The 23913-nt window shown below is 72.3% G+C and carries 19 protein-coding genes; 9 read left to right on the forward strand and 10 right to left on the reverse strand.

Annotated elements, in window-relative coordinates; translation table 11 throughout:
• Window positions 1-103: 103 nt before the first annotated feature.
• The 3 genes from OG917_RS17965 (at window position 104) to OG917_RS17975 (ending at window position 2967) form a co-directional block, all read left to right on the forward strand.
• Entirely contained in the window at window positions 104-559 is a 456-nt protein-coding gene (locus OG917_RS17965) for an SseB family protein (protein WP_328318616.1), read from the forward strand.
• A gap of 197 nt (window positions 560-756) precedes the next feature.
• On the forward strand, window positions 757-1713 hold the full coding sequence (locus tag OG917_RS17970) for a pirin family protein (RefSeq protein ID WP_328318617.1): 957 nt from the start codon (window positions 757-759) through the stop codon (window positions 1711-1713).
• 150 nt (window positions 1714-1863) lie between these two features.
• The gene (locus OG917_RS17975) at window positions 1864-2967 is read left to right on the forward strand and encodes an AI-2E family transporter (RefSeq protein WP_328318618.1); all 1104 of its coding nucleotides are present in this window, start codon (window positions 1864-1866) and stop codon (window positions 2965-2967) included.
• Between the two features lie 3 nt (window positions 2968-2970).
• Here the strand turns inward: OG917_RS17975 and OG917_RS17980 are convergent, their stop codons facing one another.
• A complete protein-coding gene (locus tag OG917_RS17980) occupies window positions 2971-5319 on the reverse strand; it encodes an ATP-binding SpoIIE family protein phosphatase (RefSeq protein WP_328318619.1) in 2349 nt (782 codons plus the stop codon).
• A gap of 170 nt (window positions 5320-5489) precedes the next feature.
• Between OG917_RS17980 and aspS the strand changes: the two genes are divergently transcribed.
• The gene (aspS, locus tag OG917_RS17985) at window positions 5490-7274 is read left to right on the forward strand and encodes an aspartate--tRNA ligase (protein ID WP_328318620.1); all 1785 of its coding nucleotides are present in this window, start codon (window positions 5490-5492) and stop codon (window positions 7272-7274) included.
• Between the two features lie 415 nt (window positions 7275-7689).
• Window positions 7690-8499: a L,D-transpeptidase family protein gene (locus tag OG917_RS17990; RefSeq protein WP_328318621.1), complete on the forward strand. Its 810-nt coding sequence runs from the start codon at window positions 7690-7692 to the stop codon at window positions 8497-8499.
• A 178-nt stretch (window positions 8500-8677) separates the two neighbouring features.
• Here OG917_RS17990 and metG read toward each other — a convergent pair whose 3' ends face one another.
• From metG to OG917_RS18010, 4 genes are all read right to left on the reverse strand, one after another.
• Window positions 8678-10303, reverse strand: coding sequence for a methionine--tRNA ligase (gene metG / locus OG917_RS17995; RefSeq protein ID WP_328318622.1), 1626 nt, complete (start codon window positions 10301-10303; stop codon window positions 8678-8680).
• Window positions 10304-10403: 100 nt separating this feature from the next.
• Window positions 10404-12161, reverse strand: a complete 1758-nt coding sequence (locus OG917_RS18000; RefSeq protein WP_328318623.1) for a VWA domain-containing protein — start codon at window positions 12159-12161, stop codon at window positions 10404-10406.
• 161 nt (window positions 12162-12322) lie between these two features.
• A complete protein-coding gene (locus tag OG917_RS18005; RefSeq protein ID WP_328318624.1) occupies window positions 12323-12625 on the reverse strand; it encodes a barstar family protein in 303 nt (100 codons plus the stop codon).
• A 121-nt stretch (window positions 12626-12746) separates the two neighbouring features.
• Window positions 12747-13640: a LysR family transcriptional regulator gene (locus OG917_RS18010; RefSeq protein WP_328318625.1), complete on the reverse strand. Its 894-nt coding sequence runs from the start codon at window positions 13638-13640 to the stop codon at window positions 12747-12749.
• A 164-nt stretch (window positions 13641-13804) separates the two neighbouring features.
• On the opposite strand from OG917_RS18010, the gene snpA reads away from it, so the two are divergent.
• Complete coding sequence (gene snpA / locus OG917_RS18015) at window positions 13805-14479, forward strand: snapalysin (protein ID WP_328318626.1); 675 nt, start codon at window positions 13805-13807, stop codon at window positions 14477-14479.
• Between the two features lie 397 nt (window positions 14480-14876).
• Here the strand turns inward: snpA and OG917_RS18020 are convergent, their stop codons facing one another.
• Both OG917_RS18020 and OG917_RS18025 read right to left on the reverse strand, forming a co-directional pair.
• Window positions 14877-16904, reverse strand: coding sequence for an FUSC family protein (locus tag OG917_RS18020; RefSeq protein ID WP_328318627.1), 2028 nt, complete (start codon window positions 16902-16904; stop codon window positions 14877-14879).
• 9 nt (window positions 16905-16913) lie between these two features.
• The gene (locus tag OG917_RS18025; RefSeq protein WP_328318628.1) at window positions 16914-17051 is read right to left on the reverse strand and encodes a hypothetical protein; all 138 of its coding nucleotides are present in this window, start codon (window positions 17049-17051) and stop codon (window positions 16914-16916) included.
• Here OG917_RS18025 and OG917_RS18030 point away from each other — a divergent pair.
• Window positions 17050-17460, forward strand: a complete 411-nt coding sequence (locus tag OG917_RS18030; protein WP_328318629.1) for a hypothetical protein — start codon at window positions 17050-17052, stop codon at window positions 17458-17460. The two genes, OG917_RS18025 and OG917_RS18030, sit on opposite strands and share 2 nt — an antisense overlap.
• Before the next feature lie 58 nt (window positions 17461-17518).
• Here the strand turns inward: OG917_RS18030 and OG917_RS18035 are convergent, their stop codons facing one another.
• Window positions 17519-18784 carry a hypothetical protein gene (locus OG917_RS18035; RefSeq protein WP_328318630.1) on the reverse strand — a complete coding sequence of 422 codons (1266 nt, stop codon included), beginning with the start codon at window positions 18782-18784 and terminating at the stop codon, window positions 17519-17521.
• 190 nt (window positions 18785-18974) lie between these two features.
• Between OG917_RS18035 and OG917_RS18040 the strand changes: the two genes are divergently transcribed.
• The gene (locus OG917_RS18040) at window positions 18975-19559 is read left to right on the forward strand and encodes a GNAT family N-acetyltransferase (RefSeq protein ID WP_328318631.1); all 585 of its coding nucleotides are present in this window, start codon (window positions 18975-18977) and stop codon (window positions 19557-19559) included.
• Between the two features lie 38 nt (window positions 19560-19597).
• Here the strand turns inward: OG917_RS18040 and OG917_RS18045 are convergent, their stop codons facing one another.
• A complete protein-coding gene (locus OG917_RS18045) occupies window positions 19598-20689 on the reverse strand; it encodes a magnesium and cobalt transport protein CorA (RefSeq protein WP_328318632.1) in 1092 nt (363 codons plus the stop codon).
• A gap of 88 nt (window positions 20690-20777) precedes the next feature.
• On the reverse strand, window positions 20778-21560 hold the full coding sequence (locus OG917_RS18050) for a uracil-DNA glycosylase (protein WP_328318633.1): 783 nt from the start codon (window positions 21558-21560) through the stop codon (window positions 20778-20780).
• A 248-nt stretch (window positions 21561-21808) separates the two neighbouring features.
• Here OG917_RS18050 and OG917_RS18055 point away from each other — a divergent pair, with 248 nt between their 5' ends.
• Window positions 21809-23908 carry a translation factor GTPase family protein gene (locus OG917_RS18055; RefSeq protein WP_328318634.1) on the forward strand — a complete coding sequence of 700 codons (2100 nt, stop codon included), beginning with the start codon at window positions 21809-21811 and terminating at the stop codon, window positions 23906-23908.
• The last annotated feature ends 5 nt before the right edge of the window (window positions 23909-23913 follow it).

The raw sequence follows: 23913 nt of genomic DNA on the forward strand, positions 1-23913 counted from the left end.
CTACGATGATGCTACCCGTCGGTAATAAGACGCAACCCCTATCGGTCAAGTGTGACGAGACCGCCCCTGCGGCGCGGCCCCTTTACTCAGTACTCTTGCGCGCATGTACGGCTACGATCCGAACCCGAACCAGGGCGCCCAGCAGCAGTACGCCGCGCCGCAGCCCGGCTACGGTGACCAGCCGCTGTACCCCGAGCCGTCGCCGCCCTCGCTCGCCGACGGCGTGCGGGCCTTCACCACCGGCTCGATGGCCGCCGAGGACTTCCAGCAGATCTTCGCCACGTCGAAGGTCTACTGCCCGCGCGGCGACAACCCCGGATTCCTCGCGCTGCACAACACCCAGCAGCCGGTGATCCCGATGTTCACCTCGCTGAAGGAGCTCCGCAGGTACGCGGGCAAGGAGTCCAAGTACTTCGTGATCACCGGGGCCGAGGTGATCGACCTGCTGCCCACCGGGTACGGCTTCGTCCTCGACATGGAGGGCGAGCACCGGATGGTCTTCGACGCCAAGGCCGTGGAGCAGATGGTCGACTTCGCGATGCGGCGGATGTACGGCTGACCCGGCCGGCGGGTCCGCTGCGGGGCTGTGACGCGGGCCCCGCGCCGCGGCCGTCGCCTGTGGCTGTGCGGCGAGGCCGATCCGGCCGATTTCTGGCCTGAACCATGGGTCCGACCCCTTCCGGGAATGCCCATGACTTGTCGGATGTTCACCGTTCAACTACTTTGAACGCTGAGATCCCAGCCAGGAGGGCCGCCATGCCTGCCGTGACCGTCGAGAATCCGCTGACCCTGCCGCGCGTCCACGCGCCCGAGGGAGCGGTACCCCGCCCCGTGCTGGCCGTGTCCACCGCGCCGGGAGGCTTCGAGGGCGAGGGGTTCCCGGTGCGCCGTGCGTTCGCCGGGATCAACTACCAGTACCTCGACCCGTTCATCATGATGGACCAGATGGGTGAGGTGGAGTACGCGCCGGGCGAGCCCAAGGGCACCCCCTGGCACCCGCACCGCGGCTTCGAGACCGTCACCTACCTGATCGACGGCACCTTCGTCCACCAGGACTCCAACGGCGGCGGCGGCACGATCAACGACGGCGACACCCAGTGGATGACCGCGGGCTCCGGCCTGCTGCACATCGAGGCGCCGCCGGAGTCGCTGGTCCTGAGCGGCGGCCTCTTCCACGGGCTCCAGCTGTGGGTGAACCTTCCGGCGAGCGACAAGATGATGGCCCCCCGCTACCAGGACATCGGCGGCGGCCAGGTCCAGCTGCTCACATCGGCCGACGGCGGTGCGCTGCTGCGCGTCATCGCGGGCGAGCTGGACGGCCATGACGGCCCCGGCATCACTCACACCCCGATCACGATGATCCACGCGACGGTACGGCCCGGCGCCGAGGTCACGCTGCCCTGGCGCGAGGACTTCAACGGCCTTGCGTACGTGATGGCCGGCCGCGGCTCGGTCGGCACGGACCGCCGGCCGGTCCACACCGGCCAGACCGCGGTCTTCGGTGCCGGCTCCTCGCTGACCGTCCGCGCCGACGAGGCCCAGGACGCCAAGAGCCCCGATCTGGAGGTCGTCCTGCTGGGCGGGCGCCCGATCCGGGAGCCGATGGCGCACTACGGGCCGTTCGTCATGAACAGCGAGGCCGAGCTCAAGCAGGCGTTCGAGGACTTCCAGCGCGGCCGGCTGGGGACGGTGCCCGCGGTGCACGGCATGTAGCCCGCACGCGGTACGCCGCCTCCGCCGCACCCGCCACGGGGTATGGCCGGGGCGCACCGCAGGGCCCGGGGCCGGGCGGCCGGCGTACTGCGCCACCCGCCCGGCCCCGGCGAGCGGGCCCCGGCCGCCAGGCTGTGATCGGCTGGAGGCGTGCATACCCAGAAGCCGCTCCTCCCCATCCACGTCCGCCGCCTGGCCGCCTGGTGTGCCGTGGCGCTGCTCGTCACGGGCGTTGCCGCGGTGGCGGTCTGGCTCTGTGTCACGCTCAAGACCGCCGTCACCCCCGTGATGCTGGCCCTGCTCGGTACGGCGCTCCTCGGCCCTGTCCACCGGCGGCTGGTCCGGATGGGGCTGAACAAGTCGCTCGCGGCCGGGCTCACCTGCGCCGTGCTCGTGGCCGTCGTCGGCGGGGCCGCGTACATCGTCGTCACCGCGCTGATCGACACCGGCGACCAGATCGTCGCGTCGCTGAAGGACGCCGGGAAGTGGATCGCCGACCACTTCGGGGTGGCCACGGGCGACGGCATCTCCAACATCGCCGCCAACGCCAAGAGCCTGCTCGGCAAGTTCGGCGCGAACGCCGCGGGCGGGCTGCTCAGCGGACTCAGCCTGATCGGCACGCTCATCGCGACCAGCGTGCTGGCCCTGCTGCTCACCTTCTTCTTCATCCGCGACCGCGACCACGCCCGCGGCCTGGCGTATGCCATCGCGCCGAGCCACGGAGCCACCATCGAGGCGATGGCCCGCCGCGCCTTCGAGGCCGTCGAGGGGTTCATGCGCGGTACCACACTGATCGCGCTCATCGACGCCGTCTGCATCTCGGTCGGCCTGCTGATCCTGCGGGTGCCGGGGGCGATCGGCCTCGGCGCGCTGGTGTTCGTCGGTGCCTACATCCCGTATCTGGGCGCGTTCATCTCCGGTGCCGTCGCCGTACTGGTCGCGCTCGCCGACCGCGGGTTCGTGATCGCGCTCTGGGCGCTGGGCGTGGTCCTGCTGGTGCAGGTGCTGGAGGGCCATGTGCTGCAGCCGGTGATCCAGAGCCGCACGGTCCAGATGCACCCGGCGATGGTCCTGATCTCTCTGACCGCCGGGGCCAGCGTCGCGGGGCTGCTGGGGATGCTGCTCGCCGTGCCGGTGGCGGCCGCGGCCTTCGGGGTGATCGGCGAACTGCGCAAGCGCTACCCGCCGGAATCCGCCCCGGAACCGGGCGCGGGCCCCGCCCCGGGACCCGGTGCGCCGGCCTCCGGCGAGTAGCTTCTACGGACGGCCTTCCGACGGGTGGTCCTCCGGGGCCCGCTCGCCCGCGGTGGCACCTTCCGTGGCCAGTGCTCCCGAGGGCCGGTCCTCGGGAGCCCGGGTCTCCGGGGCCTCGTCCATGGCCAGCGGCTCGTCCGGCGCGAGGTCGGCCAGGAAGTCCGACAGCAGATCGGACGACGGGTCCCCGGTTCCGCTGTCCGCCTCTCCCGGCCCGGCGGGTCCGTCACCGGATCCGCCGCGCGACTCGTAGAGCTCGAACCAGATCGACTTTCCGGAGCCCCGCGGGTCCACCCCCCACATGTCGGCGAGCATCTCCATCAGCAGCAGCCCGCGCCCCGACGAGGCCATCTCGCCGGGGCGGCGCTTGTGCGGCAGTTCGTCGCTGTCGTCGGAGACCTCCACCCGCAGCCGTCTGGTGCCGGCGTCACCCGTGACGTCCGCGGTCATCACGGCGTCGCCGTCCGTGTGGATGAGGACGTTCGTCGCCATCTCGGAGACCATCAGAGCGGCCGAGTCGACCTGCTCGGCGTCCGCCCAGTCGTGCAACAGCTCCCGCAGCTGGCTCCGGGCCGCCGAGATGCGCTCCGGCTGGGCCTGCTCGATCGTCAGGGAGATGTGGCGGGTGGTGCCCGCCCGTGCGGCCTCCCCGGCGCGGGACATCAGCAGGACGGCGATGTCGTCCTCACGGCGGTCGGAGAACGGTCCGGTGTGATGGTGCTCCGGCGGACCGTGCGCCGCCTGCACCAGGGCGTCGGCGAGGATCTCCAGATTCTCCCCGGCGTGCTGCTCCAGCGTCCCCCGGATCCGCTCCCAGCCCGTGTCGAGATCGTGGCCTCCGGTCTCTATCAGGCCGTCGGTACACATCATCAGCGTCTCGCCGGGCTGCAGTACCAGCCGGGTCGTCGGGTAGTCGGTGTCCGGATGGATGCCCAGCGGGAGCCCGCCCTCGACGGGCCGCACCAGCACTGTGCCGTCGGCCGTACGGACCGTCGGGTCGGGGTGGCCGGCGCGGGCCACGTCGAGCGCGCCGGTGGCCGGGTCGACCTCGATATAGAGGCAGGTCGCGAAGCGAGGGGTGGGCGGCTCGTCGGAATCGCCCTGGTCGTACGTGTCCGTGATCCCGTACAGGAAGCGTGAGGCCCGTGAGAGCACCGCGTCGGGCGGGTGCCCCTCGGCCGCGTAGGCGCGCAGCGCGATCCGCAGCTGGCCCATCATCCCGGCAGCCCGTACGTCGTGACCCTGGACGTCCCCGATCACGAGAGCGACCCGGCCGCCGCCCTTGCCGTCCTCGTGCACGGTGCTGCCCGGCAGCGCGATGACGTCGTACCAGTCGCCGCCGACCTTCAGGCCGCCCCCGGTCGGCACATACCGTGCGGCGACCGTCATGCCCGGGATACGCGGGCCCAGCATCGGCAGCATCGAGCGCTGGAGCCCGAGCGACAGCTCCCGCTCGTTGTCGGCCACCCCGGCGCGGGCGAGGGCCTGGGCCAGCATCCGGGCGACGGTCGTCAGCACCGCGCGTTCGTCCGGCGAGAAGCTCACCGGATAGGCGAAGGCCGCCATCCAGGCGCCGATCGTCACCCCCGAGTCCACCAGCGGGACGAAGGCCCAGGACTGCCGGTCGAGAGGCTCCACGGCGGGCCAGAACCGGGGATAGCGGTCGCGGTAGCTGGCGGGGGTCGGCAGATAGATGGCCTTCCCCGTCCTGGCGACCTCGGCGGCCGGGTAGTTCTCTTCCGTGCTCATCGGGAATTCCGCGATCAGGCCGTCCTGGCCCGGGCGGTGGCCGTGGTGCCCGATGATCGTCAGCCAGTCGCCGGTGATCCCGAAGACCGCGAGGCCGTCCGGCTCGAACCCCGGCATGGAGAGTGAGGCGGCGACCCGCAGTACTTCCTCGGTGGACCTGGCCTCGGCGAGCGCCCGCCCCGCGTCCAGCAGGAACGCCTCGCGGGAACGGCGCCAGTCGCCGGTGATCGGGGTGTGGGCGGCATCCCCCGGCTGCGGTTCCGCGACCTCCTGGAGGGTGCCGACCAGGACATAGCCGTCCGGGCTGATCAGCGGCTTGGAGCGGCTGCGCACGGTACGGAGCACCTGGCCCGTCTCGTCCACGATGCGCAGCCGGGCCTCGGCGAGAGTGTCCTCGGCGACCGCGAGATTCACGGTCCCGTTGATCTCGTTCCAGTCGACGGGGTGGAACCGGGAGCGGGCGGTGACCTCGGAGATGGTGCCGGCCTCGGCGGGCAGACCGAGGAGCCGGGCGGCTTCCGCGTCGAGCGTGACCAGCCCGGCGGTGTTGTCCCATCGCCACAGGCCGGTCGCGATGGCGGCCAGGACGTCCTCGGTGCGCATTGACCCACTTTAAGAAGGTGGGGCCGGGCGCCGCCACACAGGGTGCGCCCATGCGGCCGCTCCGGGGCCGGGGGCGGCGGCCCATAAAGGCGTAAAGGCACGGTGTGCCCGGCGGTACCCTGGTGCGAAGTACACCCTTCCCGCCTGTCTCGCGAAGAACTGGATGAACGATGCATCGGTACAGGTCCCACACGTGCGGCGAACTGCGCGCCTCTGACGTCGGCTCCGACGTCCGGCTGAGTGGCTGGCTGCACAATCGCCGAGACCTGGGCGGCATCCTCTTCATCGACCTGCGCGACCACCACGGCATCACGCAGCTCGTCGCCCGCCCCGGCACCCCCGCCAACGAAGCGCTCTCCAAGGTCACCAAGGAGACGGTCGTCCGTGTCGACGGCAAGGTCTCCGCGCGCGGCACCGAGAACGTCAACGGGGAACTGCCGACCGGCGAGGTCGAGATCGAGGTCGGCGAGGTCGAGGTGCTGGGCGCCGCCGCCCCGCTGCCATTCACCATCAACGCCGAGGACGGCGTGAACGAGGAGCGGCGCCTGGAGTACCGCTTCCTCGACCTGCGCCGCGAGCGCATGCACCGCAACATCATGCTGCGCACGGCCGTCATCTCCGCCATGCGCCACAAGATGACCGCGCTGGGCTTCAACGAGATGGCGACCCCGATCCTCACCGCGACCTCCCCCGAGGGCGCCCGTGACTTCGTAGTTCCCTCGCGGCTGCACCCCGGCAAGTTCTACGCGCTGCCGCAGGCCCCGCAGCAGTTCAAGCAGCTGCTGATGATCTCGGGCTTCGACCGCTACTTCCAGATCGCGCCCTGCTTCCGCGACGAGGACGCCCGCGCGGACCGCTCGCCCGGCGAGTTCTACCAGCTCGACGTCGAGATGAGCTTCGTCGAGCAGGAGGACGTCTTCGGCCCGATCGAGAAGCTGATGACCGAGCTCTTCGAGGAGTTCGGCAACGGCCGCCACGTCACCTCGCCGTTCCCGCGGATCCCGTTCCGCGAGTCGATGCTGAAGTACGGCAACGACAAGCCCGACCTGCGCGCCCAGCTCGAACTGGTCGATGTCTCGGACGTCTTCGCGGACTCCGGGTTCAAGGCGTTCGCGGGTCTGCACGTCCGCGCGCTGCCCGTCCCCGACACCGCCGGCCAGTCCCGCAAGTTCTTCGACGGTCTCGGTGCGTACGCCGTCGAGCAGGGCGCCAAGGGCCTGGCCTGGGTGCGCGTCGGCGACGACGGTGCCATCGCCGGGCCGATCGCCAAGTTCCTCACCGAGGGCGACGTCGCGGCCCTCACCGAGCGCCTGGAGCTCAAGCCCGGCCACGCGGTCTTCTTCGGCGCGGGCGAGTTCGACGAGGTCTCCCGGATCATGTCCGCGGTCCGCGTCGAGGCGGCCAAGCGCGCCGGCCACTTCGAGGAGGACGTGTTCCGGTTCTGCTGGATCGTCGACTTCCCGATGTACGAGAAGGACGAGGAGACGGGCAAGATCGACTTCTCGCACAACCCCTTCTCGATGCCCCAGGGCGGCTACGCCGACCTGGAGGAGAAGGACCCGCTCGACATCCTGGCGTACCAGTACGACATCGTCTGCAACGGCATCGAGCTCTCCTCGGGCGCCATCCGTAACCACGAGCCCGAGCTGATGCTCAAGGCGTTCGAGATCGCCGGCTACGACCGGGAGACCGTGGAGCACGAGTTCGCCGGTATGCTCCGCGCCTTCCGCCTCGGCGCCCCGCCGCACGGCGGTATCGCTCCGGGGGTGGACCGCATCGTGATGCTGCTCGCGGACGAGCCGAACATCCGCGAAACGATTGCCTTCCCGCTCAACGGCAACGCGCAGGACCTGATGATGGGCGCCCCCACGGTGCTCGACGAGACCCGGCTGCGCGAGCTGAACATCCAGCTGCGCAAGCCGGCGGCTCCGGCCAAGGACAAGCAGGAGAAGTAACTCCGCCCCGTTTCACGTGAAACGGCGGAAGAGCCCCCGGCCCGTCGGCCGGGGGCTCTTCCATGCCGCCGGTTCCCGGGGCTTCCAGGCCTGCCGGACGCCGCAGAGGACGAACCAGTACGACGGACTGACCGGCGTGCCGGTCAGGGGCGGGGCGGCGGCGGAGGCAATCTGATTCCGGTGCGTCTGTGGGTGCCCGGTGACGCGGCACGTCTCGTCCCGGCCGCACGACAGGCTCTGCAATGCGCGACCGCGACACGGGAACCGCCGTCGAACGTCTGCCCGTCGCAGGTGAAGGGTCCGACAGCGGGGGCAACTGTGCAGGGTTGCCCGAAATGCATCGACGCCAAGGGCGTGCACCAGTCGTTAACGGCGTGCACCCGACATGACCCGACGTGAAATGAAAGGTTCGTACATGTCTCTTCGCCGACTTCCCAGAGGTGCGCTCATCGCGAGCGCACTGGTCACCGGTGGGTTGGTGCTCTCCGGATGTGCGGGGTACCCGGGTCACGCGACAGCCCCGGCCCGGACGGTGGAGGACAACAGCGGCCACGGTGGCCCGCCGGGAGCGGCTGCGGCGCCCGCGACCCCCGCGGCCGGGCTGAAGCTCCGCCGGGCCGCGGAGGTTCAGGTCAAGGAGATCCCCGCGCTCGGCCCCAAGACCCTGAAGAAGATTCCGGAGTCCGCGAAGCAGGCTGTCGTCGTCACCGGGGACGCACCGGACTCCAGCAGCTCCACCGTCGTGCTCTATGTCCGCGATCCGGCCAAGGGCTGGGAGCCCGTCTCCGACCCGTGGTCCGCGCACAACGCCCTGCACGGCTGGACCGAGAAGCACTACCAGGGCGATCTCCACTCACCCGCCGGGGTCTACGGCCTGACCGACGCGGGCGGCCGGAAGAAGGACCCGGGCACCCGCCTGCCGTACGACCACCGGTCCGCCTTCGTCGCTGCGGGGACCGGTTTCGAGGGGGAGTCCCTGGCGGGCGCCTTCGACTACGTGGTGGCGATCAACTACAACCACAAGCCCGGCACCACCCCGCTCGACTGGACCCGCCCGATGGGCGCGGACCGGGGCGGCGGCGTCTGGTTCCACGTCGACCACGGAGGCCCCACGCACGGCTGCGTCTCCCTGTCGGAGGACCGGATGAAGGAGCTGCTGCGCTGGCTGGAGCCGTCGAAGAACCCCGTGGTGGTCATGGGGGACGTGTCGATGCTCGGGGAGTGACGCCGGTGCGGGCAGGTGGCCACGGCTGTGTGCGGGAAGGGCGTCGAATCGCCCGGCCATGCCGGGCCGCACGGGGCGCCGCACCGCTCCTGGCAGGGCCGGGCCCGCCGGCCCGCACCGCAACCGGAAGGCCCGGAACCGATCACGGTTCCGGGCCTTCCGTCGCATGTGCTCCCGGTTACGCGGGCTTCTCCTCCAGGCGCGGGAACAGCACCGCGCCCTTCGTCACCGTCGCACCGGCCGGCAGCTGCCCCCAGACCCCGGACTCCTGGAGCTTCTGGCCGGCCAGCGCGCCGAGGCCCGCCTCGGCGCCCAGTGAGTCCCACAGGCTCTGTGAGGTCTCCGGCATCACGGAGTTCAGCAGGACCGCGACACCCCGCAGCGACTCGGCAGCCGTGTAGAGGATGGTCGCGAGGCGGGCCCGGCCCTCCGGCGACTCGTCCTTGGCCACCTTCCACGGCTCCTGTTCCGTGATGTAGCCGTTGACCTGCTTCACGAAGTCGAAGATCGCCAGGATGCCGCCCTGGAAGTCCAGCTCCTCACCGATCAGCCGGTCGGACTCGGTGACCGCCTTGGCGAGACCCTCCTGGACGGCCTGCTCGGCGGCGCCTGCGGCCTCCGCGGCCGGCAGCGTCCCGCCGTAGTACTTGCCGACCATCGCGGCCACGCGCGAGGCCAGGTTGCCGTAGTCGTTCGCCAGCTCCGACGTGTAGCGGGCGGAGAAGTCCTCCCAGGAGAACGATCCGTCGCTGCCGAAGGAGATGGCGCGCAGGAAGTACCAGCGGTAGGCGTCCACACCGAAGTGCGAGGTCAGGTCCTGCGGCTTGATGCCGGTCAGGTTCGACTTCGACATCTTCTCGCCGCCGACCATCAGCCAGCCGTTCGCGGCGACGCGGCCGGGCATCGGCAGTCCCTGCGCCATCAGCATCGCGGGCCAGATCACCGCGTGGAAGCGCAGGATGTCCTTGCCGACCAGGTGGACGTCGGCCGGGAAGGTCGCGTCGAACTTCTCCTGGTTGGCGCCGTAGCCGACGGCCGTGGCGTAGTTGAGGAGCGCGTCCACCCAGACGTAGATGACGTGCTTCTCGTCCCACGGCACCGGGACACCCCAGTCGAAGGTGGAGCGGGAGATCGACAGGTCCTGAAGCCCCTGGCGGACGAAGTTCACGACCTCGTTGCGGGCCGACTCGGGCTGGATGAAGCCGGGGTTGGCCTCGTAGAACTCCAGCAGCTTCGGGCCGTACTCGCTCAGCTTGAAGAAGTAGTTCTCCTCCTTGAGGATCTCCACCGGCTTCTTGTGGATCGGGCACAGCTTCTGGCCGGGGAAGTCCGGCTCGCCCTCGATCAGGTCGCCGGGGAGCTTGTACTCCTCGCAGCCCACGCAGTACGGGCCTTCGTACCCGCCCTTGTAGATCTCGTCCTTGTCGAACAGGTCCTGCACGAACTCCTGCACACGGTCGGTGTGCCGCTTCTCCGTCGTCCGGATGAAGTCGTCGTTCGCGATGTTCAGATGCTCCCAGAGGGGTTTCCAGGACTCTTCGACGAGCTTGTCGCACCACTCCTGCGGTGTGACGTTGTTCGCCTCGGCCGTGCGCATGATCTTCTGACCGTGCTCGTCCGTGCCGGTGAGGTACCACACCTTCTCGCCGCGCTGACGGTGCCAGCGCGTGAGCACGTCCCCTGCAACGGTCGTGTAGGCGTGGCCCAGGTGAGGAGCGTCGTTGACGTAGTAAATGGGGGTCGATACGTAGAAGGCCTGCACGCCTTCGCTCGTCCCCTGCTTCTCGGATCCAGTGGCCGCCATGGTCGAAATCCTAACGGCCCCGGGCTGGGCAGCCGAACGGGATTGTGCCGGGGCCCCCGCCCGGCGGGCGGGGGCCCCGTTCGGCCGGTGCTGTCCGGTGTCAGCCCTTGCGCGCTGCCAGCCAGGCGGGGAAGGCCGCGAGCAGCTGCTCGTACACCTCGGAGTCGGCCAGCTCGCGCGGGGTGGGGCCGGCGTGGAAGAACCCGGCGTGCGGCACGTCCAGCTTCCGCAGGAAGTCGAACGCCTTCGACTCGTGGTCGCCGAAGGCCACGAACTGCCAGAACAGCGGCTTGTCCGCCACATCGGCGATGGCCTGCCTGGCCACGACCTTGGCGTCCGGGGCGCCGTCCGTCTGGAAGATCACCAGAGCGGGGGCGGTGGGGTCGGCGGACTTCTCATGCAGAGCCACGACCTCCTCGACGGCCCGGTGGTAGCTGGTACGGCCCAGCCGTCCCAGCCCGGCGTGCAGCTCGTCGACCCGGCCCTCGTACGAGTCGAGCGTCAGCTCTCCGGTGCCGTCGATGTCCGTCGAGAAGAAGACGACACGGACGGTGGCCTGCTCGTCGAGGTGCGCGGCGAGGGCGAGTGTCTGCTCGCCGAGGGCCTGTGCGCTGCCGTCCTTGTAGTACGGCCGCATGGAACCGGACCGGTCGAGGACGAGGTAGACGGTGGCCCTGGCGTCGCTCAGTCCGGCCTTGTCGATCTCTGCTCCGGCGGCCTGGAAGGCGCTGACGAGCTGGGGAGCGCGGGTGGCGAGGCCGGCCGGTGCGGGGGCGGCGGGCAGAGCCGGGGACACCGGTTCGGCTTCCGCTTCCGCTTCCCCGGCACCGGCGGCCCGCTCGGCGGCTTCCGTCCCGGCCCCGGGCTCGGCGGTTTCGGTCCCGGCGGGCGCAGCGGCCCCGGCTACGGCCGGAGCGGCGTCCTCGGGGGCCGTCTTCCCGGCGGTCTCCGTCCTCGTACCGGCCTCGGCGGCCGGCTCCGCGGGGGCCTCGGCTGTCACCGGCCCGGCTTCCGCCTCGGACCCGGTGGCTGCGGACTCCGCCGCCACCGGCTCGTCGACAGCCTTGGGCTCTGCTTCGGCGACAGCCTCTTCCGCCGGCTCGGCAGCTTCGGCCTCGGTCCCGGCTTCGCTCTCGGCCGGCTCCGGAGCGGCCGGTGCCGCCGCAGCCTCGACGATCTCCGCTTCGACGACCTGCTCCTCGACGATCTCCGCTTCGACGGCCTTCGCCTCGACGGCCTTCGCCTCGACGACCTGCTCCTCGACCGGCTGCGTCCCGGCGGCGACCGGCTCCGCCAAAGCAGCGGTCTCCGGCTCCGCGGGGGCGGGCTCGGCCGTCGGGGCCTCGGCCGCCTGTACGTCGGCCGGTGTGTCACCGGCAGCGGGGAGCGCCTCGGCCTCCGGCTTCCGCTCCGGTACGGACACGTCCGACGCCTTCGCCTGGGCGGGAACGGTCGGCTCCGCCGTCCTCCGCTTCGGGTTGTCGAACGCCTCCGCCACCAGGTCGGACGCGATCCCGGGACCGGACCTCCGCACCTGCTTCGGGGCGGGCTTGTCGGCGGCGGGCACGGAGGTCGACGCCTTGTCGGCCTGGGCCGGCAGCGAGACCGTGCCGGGCTTCTCCGACGACGCCTTCTCCTGCGCCCCGTTCTCGCGGTCCGCCTTCTCCGGTGCCGGCTCCGGCGCCGCGTTCTCCGCCGGGGACTCCGCGGAGGACTTGGCCGCCGTCACGGTCTGCGCCGCCTTCGCGGACGTCGTCGTACGCTCGGCCTGCGCCGGAACGGTAGTGGCCGCCGCAGGCTCACCGGACTCCACGCGGTCGCGTCCAAACACCTTGCGCAGCAAGCTCCGAATGCCCATGGGCGAGACCTTTCGCAATGATTCGCAATGAGTCGAGTACGAGACAAGTCCGCGCCGGCGGGAGGCGATCCCTGGCCAGGGCGGATACGTAAGGTTAGCGACCGCCTCAGGCGATCTTGGACCGACCGGCCCCGAAGGGTCGTCTGAGGAGAGGGTAGGACTCACGCCGCCGGGTCGGGCTCCAGGTCGAGCCGTGCGCGGGTCGTGTCGGCGAACAGGGCCGCCAGCCGTGCGCCGTCCGGTCGGCCCGGGGCGAACAGCCCGGCCGCCCTGGCCCGTACGACCAGCAGACCGTACGCGTCGACCTTCTCCGCGACGCCCCGGGTCTCCACCACGTCCCACCAGGCATCGAGGTTCCGGCCGAACCCGTCGGGCAGCCCGCACGGCTGGGACACGGCGTCCCAGAAATCGTCGAGCGAGGCGAGCGGCAGCGTGCGCAGATCCACGACCAGTTCGGAGCTCATGGCAGCGGATGGTACGCGGAAGGTACGGGAGTCCGGGCGGGCCGACGCCGTCCGGACTCCCCGGTGGCTGCGGAGGGAACGCCCCCTCACCCTCCGTGAGGGCCGGGCCCGGGTGCCAGGACTACAGCAACTCCCCGTAGGCCGTGGCCAGCTCCTCGTACACCACGTCCAGTTCCGCCCCGTCCGTCCCGGGCCGGGCCGCGAGCAGCAGCCGCACTCCGAGCGGGTCTCCGTGCAGGGGTCTTATCACCAGGTCGGGCCTGGGTCTGGTGGTCGGCTGGCAGACCGTGACCACCTCGCCGGAAGCGACCAGTGCGAACGCGGTGAGGTAATCGCCGTGCAGCACCCGGGGATTGAGGCCGGCCTCGCGCAGCATCCGGCGCATGCCGTCCCATTCGCCGTCCACGGTCGGGTCGACCATCCACTGGTCCGTCGCCAGGTCGGCCAGTTTCACCACCGGGTCGCCGGCCGCCGGGTGGTCGGCCGGCAGGGTAACGGACTGCGGCTCCCGCTCGACCAGCACACGGACCTCCAAGCCGTCCGGTACGCGCAGCGGGCACCCCTCGACCTCGTGCACGAACGCCACGTCCAGCTGGCCCGATGCCACAAGCCGCAGCAGCGCGTTGGCCGACACGTCCATGCGGAGCGAGGTCTCGGTGTCCGGGAGCCGGGTGCGCAGCCGGCGCAGCCAGCCGGGGATGGCGCGGCTCGCCGTCGCACCGATGCGCAGCCGGGGCCCGGCTGCGCGCGCCGCGGCGGTCTTCGCCTCGGTGACCAGCGAGCGCATCTCGTCGATGAGTGGCCTGGCCCGGCTGAGCACCGTGCGCCCCAGCGGGGTGGGCCGACAGCCCGTGCGGGCGCGGGAGAAGAGCTGCCCGCCCAGGGAGTTCTCGATCCGGCGGAGCTGTGTGGTGAGCGAGGGCTGGCTCATGCCCAGTTCACGGGCCGCCCGGTGCAGGCTGCCGGTGTCCGCTATGGCGCACAGTGCGCGGAGGTGCCGCACCTCAAGGTCCATGGGACCAGAGAGTAGGGGTGCGCCCCGAGTGGCACCAGACCCTCAAACCCCCACTGATAGCCCCAAGTTATCGCCAGTTGCCATCATCCCGGCGGGGCGCCCGCACAGCACACTCTGCGGTACCACCCGTTCACCCCCACACCGGACGAGTAGGAGCCCCCCACATGAAGCACCGTAATACCGCACTGTCCGCGATCCTCGGCCTCGGCATCGCCGCCGCCCTCGGTACCGCAGCCCCCGTCCAGGCGGCCCCCGCCACGGTGGCCCCCGTGCAGCACACCGCGGCGCAGAGCGCCCAGCACTACACGAGCGCCAAGCAGGAGGCGGGCAACAAGGCCTTCTTCGAGGCCGTCATGAAGTCGGTCGCGAAGAAGCAGGCGGCCCACCCCGGGCTGAAGTCCGTCACCATCACCTACGACGCCTCGGCGGCGCCCAGTTACCAGAGCCAGATAGCGGCCAGCGCGCAGATATGGAACGCCGCTGAGACCAACGTCAAGCTCCAGTCGGGCTCCAACGCCGACTTCTCCTACCGTGAGGGCGACGACCCGCAGGGCTCCTACGCCTCGACGGACGGGCACGGCAGCGGGTTTGTCTTCCTGGACCACGCGCAGACCCAGGAGTACGACTCGGTCCGGGTCACCGCCCACGAGACCGGCCACGTGCTCGGCCTTCCCGACGACTACAGCGGCCCGTGCACCGAGCTGATGTCGGGTGGCGGCCCCGGCCCGTCCTGCACCAACCGGCAGCCGGACGCGCAGGAGCGCGCCCAGGTCGACGCCCTGTGGGCGAACGGTTTCGCCAAAGCGCTGGCCAAGGCGGATCTGGCGCCCAGGTCCTGACCACAGGACCCGGACCCGGGTCCTGACACCCAGGCCCTGACGCCACCTCCCCGGCGTCGGCCCCCCACCCCCCGCACCCGGCGTCGTTGACGATGCCGGGTGCGGGTGACCTGCCCGGGGCGGAAGAAGCCGGGCCGGGCCTCGCCCGGCCCGGCTTCCGCCATGTCCGGAGCTGCGCTGCCCTTCCCCGCCTAGCCCTGCCCTTCCCTGCCCTTCCCCGGGCATCAAGGCCCGCCAGGACTCAAGGTGTGCCGGGGCGCGAGGATTACCGGCGCTCAGGGCATAGCGGGCCCCCGGGCGCTCAAGGCCTCTCCCGGAAGCGCAGGACCGTCAGCGCTCACGCCGCCTCAGCGCTCACGCCGCCTCAGCAGTCACGCCCCTGAGCACTCGCGCCCTGTCAGCGCTGGGGCGAGGCGATGTCCCGGGCCGCGACGACCTCTTGGCGCAGGGGGGCGAGTACGCCCTCGTCGTCGCCCTCGATCCGGGTCTCCACCTGCACCAGGGTCGGGCTGGCCCGCAGCCCCCGGGCCAGTTCCCGAAGCTGCTTCGTCACCTCGCGGACCTCCTCCGGCGCAGGCGGCCCCGCGCCGTGGTCGACGCGCACCCGCGCGGCCGTCGTCGCGTCCACGATGCGTTCCGCCGCGACGACCAGCGGCCACCAGGCGGCGGCGCGCTTCCCGGTCGGCGGCGGTTCGGTGAGCGCCCGCTGGAACTCCGTCCGTACGACCGACAGATCGCGGTAGAGCCGTCGCCGCATCCTGGCCCGGTCGGCGTGGTCGCCCGGCGGGGCCGCAGCAGACGCGCCGCCGTCCGCCGGGGCGGCCCCGCTGCCCCCGCCGAAGGCGCACTCCACATAGCGCGCGCTCTCCTCGACCGCGGTGGCGAGCCGGTCACCGATCCGGGTGTGCCAGCTCTCCGGCCAGAGCAGGTAGCCCGCGGCCAGGGTGATTCCGCAGCCGATGAGGCTGTCGAACAGCCGGGGCAGCACCAGATGGGACCCCAGGTGGTTGAGCTGGTCGGAGACCAGCAGGATCACCGGGGTGATCGCCGCGGTCTGGAAGGCGTACCCGTTCGCCGACACCGCCGGGATCAGCGCCGCGAGCACCACCATCACCGGCACGTCCCACCAGCCGCGCGGGACGGCCCCGAGGACCAGGGCGGCGGTGACCACACCCACCGCGGTGCCGAGCGCACGCAGGACCGCGCGGGAGAAGACCGAGCCGAAGTCCGGCTTGAGCACGAAGGTGACGGTCAGCGCGACCCAGTACGAGCGGGGGACGCTCACCACCGACACCAGCGCCTGGGCGAGGCCGATGCAGAGCGCGAGCCGCAGACCGTAGCGCCAGGAGGCGGGCGAGAGCAGCACGGTGAGGGCGGCCCGGCGCGCCCTGACCCCGAGTCCGGCGGGGCGGCCGAGCCGGTCGTCGGTGCCGTGGTGGTCCGGGTGGCCGGAGTCCGCGTGGCCGACGACGGCGGCCGCGTGCCGCAGCGCCGCGTTCATGGCGCGGTCGGCGGGCCCCTCCGGCTCGGGGAGGGCCAGGTCGGGTACCGCGTCCGACCGGCCGGCGGCGACCACATCCGCCAAGTCCCGCACGGCGGCGGCGATTTCCGGTCTGCGTGAGGCGCGGCCGTGCAGATGGGCGGCGGCGGCCGCCTCGATCAGCGGGACGAGCACGTTGAGCTGGGCGAGCAGCCGCACCATCGACGTACTGCGGCCGTGGTAGTGGGCGCGCCGGGCGAGGATCAGATCGTACGAGGCGTTGAGCGAGGCGGTGACGGCCTGGCGCCTGACGTCGTACGCGGACGTGCCTGCCACCGCGAGCAGTTCGGCGGCGGCGCGGTAGGCAGCGGCGACCGCGGTCCGCTCGGGCGCCCGCGCCCGCAGCGGCCATCCGGCCAGTGCGAGCACCAGGACGAAGAGCCCGCCGAGCGAGAGCAGCAGCGGGGCCTTCCACCAGGGGCCCGGCATCGGGAGGCCCGCGCCGACGACCGAGTTGAGCAGGAGCAGCAGGCCCGATACGGACGCCACCGCGCCGATCGAGGAGATCATCCCGGAGACCAGAGCGACCAGGGTGAGCACGGCGACCGCGGTCCAGCCGTCGCCGTACACGAGAGTGCCGATCATGACGCCGACCGCGCCGAAGCACTGCGGCACGGCGATGTTGAGGATCCGCATCCGGTAGGCGTCGGCGGTGTCGCCGATGACGCCCGACAGCGCGCCCATGGCGACCAGCGCACCGTAGCCCGGCTGTCCGGCGGCGAGGCCGGCCGCAAGCGGTGCGGCCAGGGCGATACTCGCGCGCACCACCGCGGCCCAGGGGATCGGGGCAGGCTGCGGGCGCAGCCCCCGGATCAGCCACTCGGGCGGTGAGACCAGCGGTTGCCTTCGCCCTGCGTCCGCGCTGCTGCCCGCCGTGTCACCCATGCCGACAAACTACGTCCTGGCGTGCGGGTTTCCCCTGTCGCCCGCGTGCCCGGCCCCGGCCGGGCGGGCCCGGAGCCGGTGTACGAGTTGCCGGTACGCGGCTGCGGGTGTGCGCTGGTGGGAGGGCGAGCGGAAGGAATCTGCCATGGCCACACCCACCACACTCCACGGACACCGGCCCTCCCACCGGCGTCCGCCGGCCCGCGGGCACCTCCCGGCACCGGCCGTGGCGGTGCCGGTACTCCTCGGTGTCGTCTACGGCCTCTACACGGCGTTCCTGCTCAGTTCCGGCCAGGTGTTCAGCACCGCCAAGACGGTCCTCAGCGTGGTCTCGGGGCTCGTTCTCGCGGCGCTCGCCTTCGGTTTCGGCCGGATCCAGCACACGCTTCCCAAGGAGGCGAGGGCCGCCGGGTACGGCGTGCTCATCGGCGGAGCGATGGGGTTCCTGTACTCGATGACCGGGTCGAGCGTCCTGTCGTCGTCGTTCATCGGCGCCGGGTTCGGGATCGGCGCCCTGGTCACGACGTTCTACCTGTTCTACACACACGAGGAGTGACGGTCGCGCCGCAGGACGGGAGCGAGCTCCCCGTCGTACGGGGAGGCGGGGAGTGATCTCACGGCGTGGCACTGCCCGCCGGTGACGGGCCGCCGCCCGGTGTGTGCGGCGTCCCGTCGTCGGCGAGCAGCTCCACGAGCGCCAGCGCGACGAGCGCGGACAGCACGATGCCCGCCACGACCGCGGCGGTCGGCCGGTCCCAGACCAGATAGACGGCGAGCGCGACGGCCACCACCGTGCGGTTCAGCCAGGCCCTGGCACGCAGCACCAGGAGCCCGGCGCGCCCGGTGCGCAGCCCCATGGCGTCGCGTACGGCGCCGATGCCGCCGCGCCAGCCCGCCCGCACCCGTGCCGGGATCCGGCCACCGCCGCCCAGCCAGGCGGCGAGTGCCACCACCGCGCCGAGGACGGCGATCAGGCGTACCGAGGTCCGCAGGAACGCCGTCAGCGCGTCGATGACGGCAGCTGCCGCGGGCTGCGGGATGCCGTCCGGCAGCCGGTCCAGGTACAGGCTGCGGAAGACGGCGAGCGCCAGCCCGAGCAGCAGCGCGCCCGCGGCCACCGCCAGGCCGGCGGTCACCAGGGCGCGCCGTCTGCGGACCGCGAGGAGGACGCCGGCCACCGCGAGCAGAACGGTCACCGGCGGCAGCCAGAGCCCGCCGATCCGCAGCAGCCGGAAGGCGGTGCGTGCCCGGCCGACGGCCGCGGAGTCCAGCACCGTGAGGCGGGTGTGCACGGTGGGGATCTTCGCGGCGACGGTCAGCCCGCGGTCCACGAGCCGCCGCTTCGCGGCGTCCGTCACGGGCGCCAGATCGATGGTGAGGGCCTTGCCCCGGTCGCTGGTCAGGGCCTCCTCGGCCGCTTCGTGCGCGGTCCTGTTGAGCTGGGTCCAGACGGCCGTGAAGTCGCTGCTGTCGACGAATCCGGCGACCGCGCTGTGCACCAGTTCGCGGAGCCCGGACGTGATCGTCCCGTCCAGCGCGCCGAGGGCCAGTTCGATCCTGGCCCGTTCGGCGGGGCTCACCGGCTTCAGCAGCGCGTCCACACTGACGTACTTCATGATGGCGTCCGTGGCGCGGTCGGTCACGGCGGACTGGACGGCCGGGTCGGAGGCCAGCGGCCGCATCAGTGCGACATAGCGGTCGGTGCTGCCCACCTCGTCGCGCGTCCAGACGGCCACGGCGGCGACCGGGGTCAGGATCCCGGCGGCCACGATCAGCAGCACGGCGAGGAACGACCGCAGCCGGTGGCGCGGGGCGCCGCCCCGCGGTGCGGCGGCTCCGGCCCGCCGCCCGCCGAGTCCGCCCGCGCCGTCGTCCGTCACGTCTCCAGGGGAAGACACCGGCGGGGGGTCCGCACTCCGGGCGGCGCCATTCGGCCATTTCCGTCCCGCGCCGGGTCGGCGCCGCGCCACCGGGCCTCGCCTGCGGGGCCCCGGGCGAGGCCGGATCCTGCACTATCCGTTTCCCTGGTCGCCGAGCGCTGAGACGATGGCCGGAAAACGGGAGGAACACATGGCAGAGGTCTTCATGCGCCGCCTGACCAGATGGCAGGCCGAATCGCAGCGGGAGGCCCTGGCGGACACCTATGTCGAGGCGTACCGGGGTCCGCGCGGGGAGGAGTTCCACGACCGTCAGCTGTTCCTGGAGCGCTTCGCCGAGGACATGCAGCGGCCCGGCTTCGACATGATGGTCGCCGACGGTCCTTCGCTTGCCGGGTGCGCGTACGGATACGTCCTGGAGCGGGACGGCGGTCTCTGGCGGGGTTTCCGCGGCGGTCTCCCGGTGGACATCGAGGAGCTGACCGCGTCGGGGCAGGTGTTCGTCCTGGCCGAGCTGATGGTGCAGCCCGCCTATCGGCGGCGGCGGATCGCCACCCGTCTCGTCGACCAGTTGCTGGTGCGTTCGCGCGCCGCGCTGGTCGCCGCCCTGGTGGAGCCGGGGAACGATCCGGTCAGAAGCGCGATGCAGGGGTGGGGCTGGTCCCGGTTCGGGGATGTGCGGCCGCGCGAGCCGCAGGAGCCCCTTGGGCCGCAGCGTCCGCAGCCCACGTACGAGGCGTGGAGCCGCGCGATCCAGCACGCGGGCAGCGCCGGGTAGCGGGAACACCGGGAGCCGGGGGAGGGGAGCGGAAGGGGCTACAGCCAGCCGTTGCGGCGAAAGCCCCGGTACATGACCAGGCAGGCGGCCAGGATCACCGTGATGGCCAGTGGATAGCCGTACTCCCAGTGCTTCTCGGGCATGTGGTCGAAGTTCATGCCGTACACCCCGCACACCATGGTCGGCACGGCGACTATGGACGCCCAGGCGGTGATCTTCCGCATGTCCTCGTTCTGCTCGACGCCCACCTGGGCCAGATGCGCCTGGAGTATGGAGTCGAGCAGGGTGTCGTACGCCGTGGTCTGCTCGGTGATCCGGGTGAGACGGCCCGCCACGTCGCGGAAGTACGTCCGGATGTCCTGGGTCATCAGGGGCAGCGGCTGCCGGGTGAGCAGCTTCTCCAGCGGGCGGCAGAGCGGGACCACCGCGCGCCGGAACTCCATCAGTTCGCGCTTGAGCAGATAGATCCGCCCGGCGTCACCGCTCGCCGCCTGCTGGGAGAAGACCGTGGACTCGACGGCGTCGATGTCGTCCTGCACGGCGTCGGCGACACAGGCGTACTCCTCGACGACATGGTCGGCGATGGCGTGCAGCACGGCCCCCGGGCCCTTGGCGAGCTGTCCGGGGTCGGCCTCCAGGGACTCGCGCAGCGGCCCCAGCGAGCCGTACCTGCCGCGCCTGACGGTGAGGACGAAGTCCGGGCCGGTGAAGACGGAGAGCTCCCCGGTGTCGACGATCTCGCTGGTGGTCGTCAGCTCCCTGTGCTCGACGTAGCCGACGGTCTTGAGCACGGCGAAGAGGATGTCGCCGTAGATGTCGATCTTGGGCCGGGGATGCGGGCGCAGCGCGTCATCGACGGCTATCCGGTGCAGCCCGAACAGTTCCCCGAGCGCGCCGAGCTCCTGCTGCTCCGGCTCGTGGAGCCCGACCCAGACGAATCCGCTGCCCTCGGCCCTGACCCGGCGCAGTGCCTCCTGCGGCGGGCAGTCGCCCGGCTGCCGGACGCCGTCGCGGTAGACCACGCAGTTCACGACCGCGCTGCCGAGCGGCGAACGGGCGGGGTGGCTGAGATCGACCGGGCGGCGGGGAGGGCGCCGCACGGCGCGGCGCAGGGTACGGAACATCGGCATGGTGTGGCTCCTTCGGCGGACCGCGGGCCAGTGTGTCACCGCCGGTCCCCGCAGCCGGGGGGCGGTACCGGTCGCCGCAGCGCCCGCCCTACAGACCGGCCGCGGCGGCTGCCTCGCGGAAGACCGACTCCAGCATGGGGCGCGTCAGCCGCCCGGTGTTCACATTGCGCCGGCTCGGGTGGTAGCAGCCGAAGAGCCGCAGCTCGCCGTGGTCGTCGGCGCGGGTGAGTGTGGCCCGCGCGCCGTGGCCGAACGCCGGACGGGGCCGGGGCAGCAGCCAGCCGGCCTCCGCCAGTACGGGCAGCAGCGCCTGCCAGCCGAAGCCGCCGAGCACCACCACCGCGCGCAGTCCGGGACGCAGCAGCGCCAGCTCCGCCGCCAGCCAGGGCCGGCAGGTGTCGCGCTCCGCGGTGGTCGGCTTGTTCTGCGGCGGCGCGCAGTGCACCGGGGCGGCCATCCGTACGCCGCGCAGGGTGAGCCCGTCACCGGCCGTGGTCGCGGTCGGCTGGGAGGCGAGGCCGACGGCGTGCAGTCCGGCGACCAGGAAGTCGCCCGCCGGGTCGCCGGTGAACATCCGGCCCGTCCGGTTCCCGCCGTGTGCCGCGGGCGCCAGACCCACCACGGCCAGCGCCGCGTCGGCCGGGCCGAAGCCGGGGACCGGCCGCCCCCAGTACTCCCAGTCCCGGTACGCGGCCCGCTTCTCCCCGGCCACCTGCTCCCGCCATGCCACCAGCCGGGGGCAGGCACGGCAGTGGACCACCTCGGCGTCCAGCGTGGCCAGGTCGGCGCAGCCGGGCGCCCGGTCGGCGGGGAACCGCCGCCCGGCTGCGCTGGTCGCGGGCGCCGGCGCTCCGGATTCCGAGTCGGTCATCCCGCCACCGTACGGGGCAGCGGCACACCGCCCCCGGAGGCCGGGGCGACGGCCCGAAAACCGGTCGCCGGGGCCTGGCGCGTGCCGGTACCCTCACGTGCCCCGTTGCGGAGTCCCGCGGATCCGCGGAGGGGCGGCAGGTCAGGTGGGCCCACCGGGTCCCAGAGGGTTCAGGAAGAGGAAGACGATGCGCCAGGTCCACGGAGTCATCAGGTCGTGTCTCACCTCCACTCCCACCGAGGACCTCTGTGCCCCACGCAATCCCGCATTCCGGAACCACCCTGAACCTGGGCGTGCTCGCCCACATCGACGCCGGTAAGACCAGCCTCACCGAGCGGCTGCTGCTCGACAACGGCGCCATCTCCGCACTCGGCAGCGTCGACGCCGGCAGTACGCAGACGGACACCGGCGAGATCGAGCGGGAGCGTGGCATCACGATCCGCTCGGCGGTGGCGCCCCTCACCGCCGGCGGTCTGCAGATCAACCTGGTGGACACCCCGGGCCACCCCGACTTCATCGCCGAGGTCGAGCGGGCGCTGTCCGTGCTCGACGCGGCGGTCCTCGTGGTGTCCGCCGTCGAGGGCGTCCAGGCGCAGACCCGTGTCCTGTTCAGGTCGCTGCGCCGGCTGCGGCTGCCCACGGTGCTCTTCGTCAACAAGACCGACCGCCCGGGTGCGCGCCCGGACGGCGTGCAGGACGAGATCCGGGCCCTCCTCACCCCGGACATCCTCCCCATGAGCGCGGTACGGGACGCGGGCACCGCCGCCGCCCGGTCGGCCGCCCGGACGCTGGAGCGAACGGAGTTCCGCGGCGAGGCCGCCGAGGCGCTCGCCGAGCACGACGACGCCCTCCTGGCGCGGCTCGTGGAGGGCGCGCTGCCGTCGGTGGAGGAGGTGCGCACCCTGCTGGCCCGGCAGTGCGGGGCCGGGGTGCTGTACCCGGTCTTCGCAGGGTCGGCCGTGACGGGCGACGGCATCACCGCGCTCACCGACGGCATCACCACGCTGCTGCGCCCGCCTCCTGCCGTCCCGGCGCCCTCCGCGCCCGGTCCGCAGGGCACGGTGTTCGCCGTCGAGCGCACGGCCGCCGGGGAGAAGGTCGCGTACCTCCGGATGTTCTCGGGGGAGGTGCGCGAGCGGCAGCGCATCACCTACTGGCAGCGTGAACCCGGCGGGAAGCAGGCCGAGTTCACCGGCAGGATCACCGGCGTGGAGGTCGTGACCGCCCCGGGTTCCCCGGACGGCGCCGCAGGGACGACCGGCCCGGGGCTGACGGCGGGAAGGATCGGGCGCGTGCGGGGTCTGCCCGGTATCCGTGTCGGAGACCGGCTGGGCGCTCCCGGCGACCGCCCGGAGGAGCTCCACTTCTCCCCGCCGAGCCTGGAGACGGTCGTACGGGCCTGCCGCCCCGGGCAGGAGGCGCGGCTGCACGCCGCCCTGGTGGCGCTCGCGGACGAGGACCCGCTGATCCGCACCCGGGTGGCGGGCGGCGGCGCCACGTCGGTACTGCTCTACGGGGCCGTGCAGCAGGAGGTGCTCGCCGCCCGGCTGGAGCGGGACTTCGGCGTCGGGGTGCGGTTCGAGCCGGTCCGCCCGGTGTACTTCGAGCGGCCCGCGGGCCGGGGCGATGCGGTCACCCGGATCGACCGGCACGGCCCCAACGACTTCCTGGCGACGGTGGGGCTGCGGGTGGACGCGGCCCCGCACGGCGCGGGTGTCACCTTCGTGCGGGAGGTCGAGCTGGGTTCACTGCCCCGCGCCTTCCACCGCGCCATCGAGGAGTCCGCGCTGCGGACCCTGCAACAGGGCCTGTCCGGCTGGGAGGTGACCGACTGCACGGTCACGCTCACCGCGACCGGTTACGTGGCACCGCTCACCGTCGCCGCGCACTTCCGGCATCTCACGCCGCTGGTGCTGATGCGCGCGCTGGACCGCGCCGGCAGCCGCGTCTTCGAGCCGTGCCTGGCGGTGGAGGCGGAGATCCCGGAGGACTCCCTCAACGCCGTCGTCGGCGCCCTCGTCCCGCTCGGGGCCGAGATCACCGGCTCCACCGGGGCCGGCCGGTCCTGGCGGGTGACGGCGGAGCTGCCGGTGAGGCGGGTGCAGGAGTTCCGCAAGGTGCTGCCCGGACTGACCCGTGGGGAGGGCGCGATGTGGTCGGGCCCGGGGCAGGACCGGCGGGTACGCGGCCGGGTGCCGGTCCGCCGGCGCACCGACGGCAATCCGCTCGACCGGGAGGAGTACCTGCGGTTCCTCGCCGACCGCAGTCTCGCGGAGAGCGGCGCCGGCCGCGGCTCCGCGGCGGAGCGCGGCCGGTCCGGTGGCGGCCCGGCAGGAACCGGGGGCTGAACGGC

This window comes from Streptomyces sp. NBC_00388 (genome assembly GCF_036061255.1).
GTDB lineage: Bacteria > Actinomycetota > Actinomycetes > Streptomycetales > Streptomycetaceae > Streptomyces.

Coding starts and splice junctions, on each gene's coding strand:
- OG917_RS17965 (WP_328318616.1), top strand. CDS start 104: ATGTACGGCTACGATCCGAACCCGAACCAGGGCGCCCAGCAGCAGTAC.
- OG917_RS17970 (WP_328318617.1), top strand. CDS start 757: ATGCCTGCCGTGACCGTCGAGAATCCGCTGACCCTGCCGCGCGTCCAC.
- OG917_RS17980 (WP_328318619.1), bottom strand. CDS start 5,319: ATGCGCACCGAGGACGTCCTGGCCGCCATCGCGACCGGCCTGTGGCGA.
- aspS (WP_328318620.1), top strand. CDS start 5,490: ATGCATCGGTACAGGTCCCACACGTGCGGCGAACTGCGCGCCTCTGAC.
- OG917_RS17990 (WP_328318621.1), top strand. CDS start 7,690: ATGTCTCTTCGCCGACTTCCCAGAGGTGCGCTCATCGCGAGCGCACTG.
- metG (WP_328318622.1), bottom strand. CDS start 10,303: ATGGCGGCCACTGGATCCGAGAAGCAGGGGACGAGCGAAGGCGTGCAG.
- OG917_RS18000 (WP_328318623.1), bottom strand. CDS start 12,161: ATGGGCATTCGGAGCTTGCTGCGCAAGGTGTTTGGACGCGACCGCGTG.
- OG917_RS18005 (WP_328318624.1), bottom strand. CDS start 12,625: ATGAGCTCCGAACTGGTCGTGGATCTGCGCACGCTGCCGCTCGCCTCG.
- OG917_RS18010 (WP_328318625.1), bottom strand. CDS start 13,640: ATGGACCTTGAGGTGCGGCACCTCCGCGCACTGTGCGCCATAGCGGAC.
- snpA (WP_328318626.1), top strand. CDS start 13,805: ATGAAGCACCGTAATACCGCACTGTCCGCGATCCTCGGCCTCGGCATC.
- OG917_RS18020 (WP_328318627.1), bottom strand. CDS start 16,904: ATGGGTGACACGGCGGGCAGCAGCGCGGACGCAGGGCGAAGGCAACCG.
- OG917_RS18030 (WP_328318629.1), top strand. CDS start 17,050: ATGGCCACACCCACCACACTCCACGGACACCGGCCCTCCCACCGGCGT.
- OG917_RS18025 (WP_328318628.1), bottom strand. CDS start 17,051: ATGGCAGATTCCTTCCGCTCGCCCTCCCACCAGCGCACACCCGCAGCC.
- OG917_RS18040 (WP_328318631.1), top strand. CDS start 18,975: ATGGCAGAGGTCTTCATGCGCCGCCTGACCAGATGGCAGGCCGAATCG.
- OG917_RS18045 (WP_328318632.1), bottom strand. CDS start 20,689: ATGCCGATGTTCCGTACCCTGCGCCGCGCCGTGCGGCGCCCTCCCCGC.
- OG917_RS18050 (WP_328318633.1), bottom strand. CDS start 21,560: ATGACCGACTCGGAATCCGGAGCGCCGGCGCCCGCGACCAGCGCAGCC.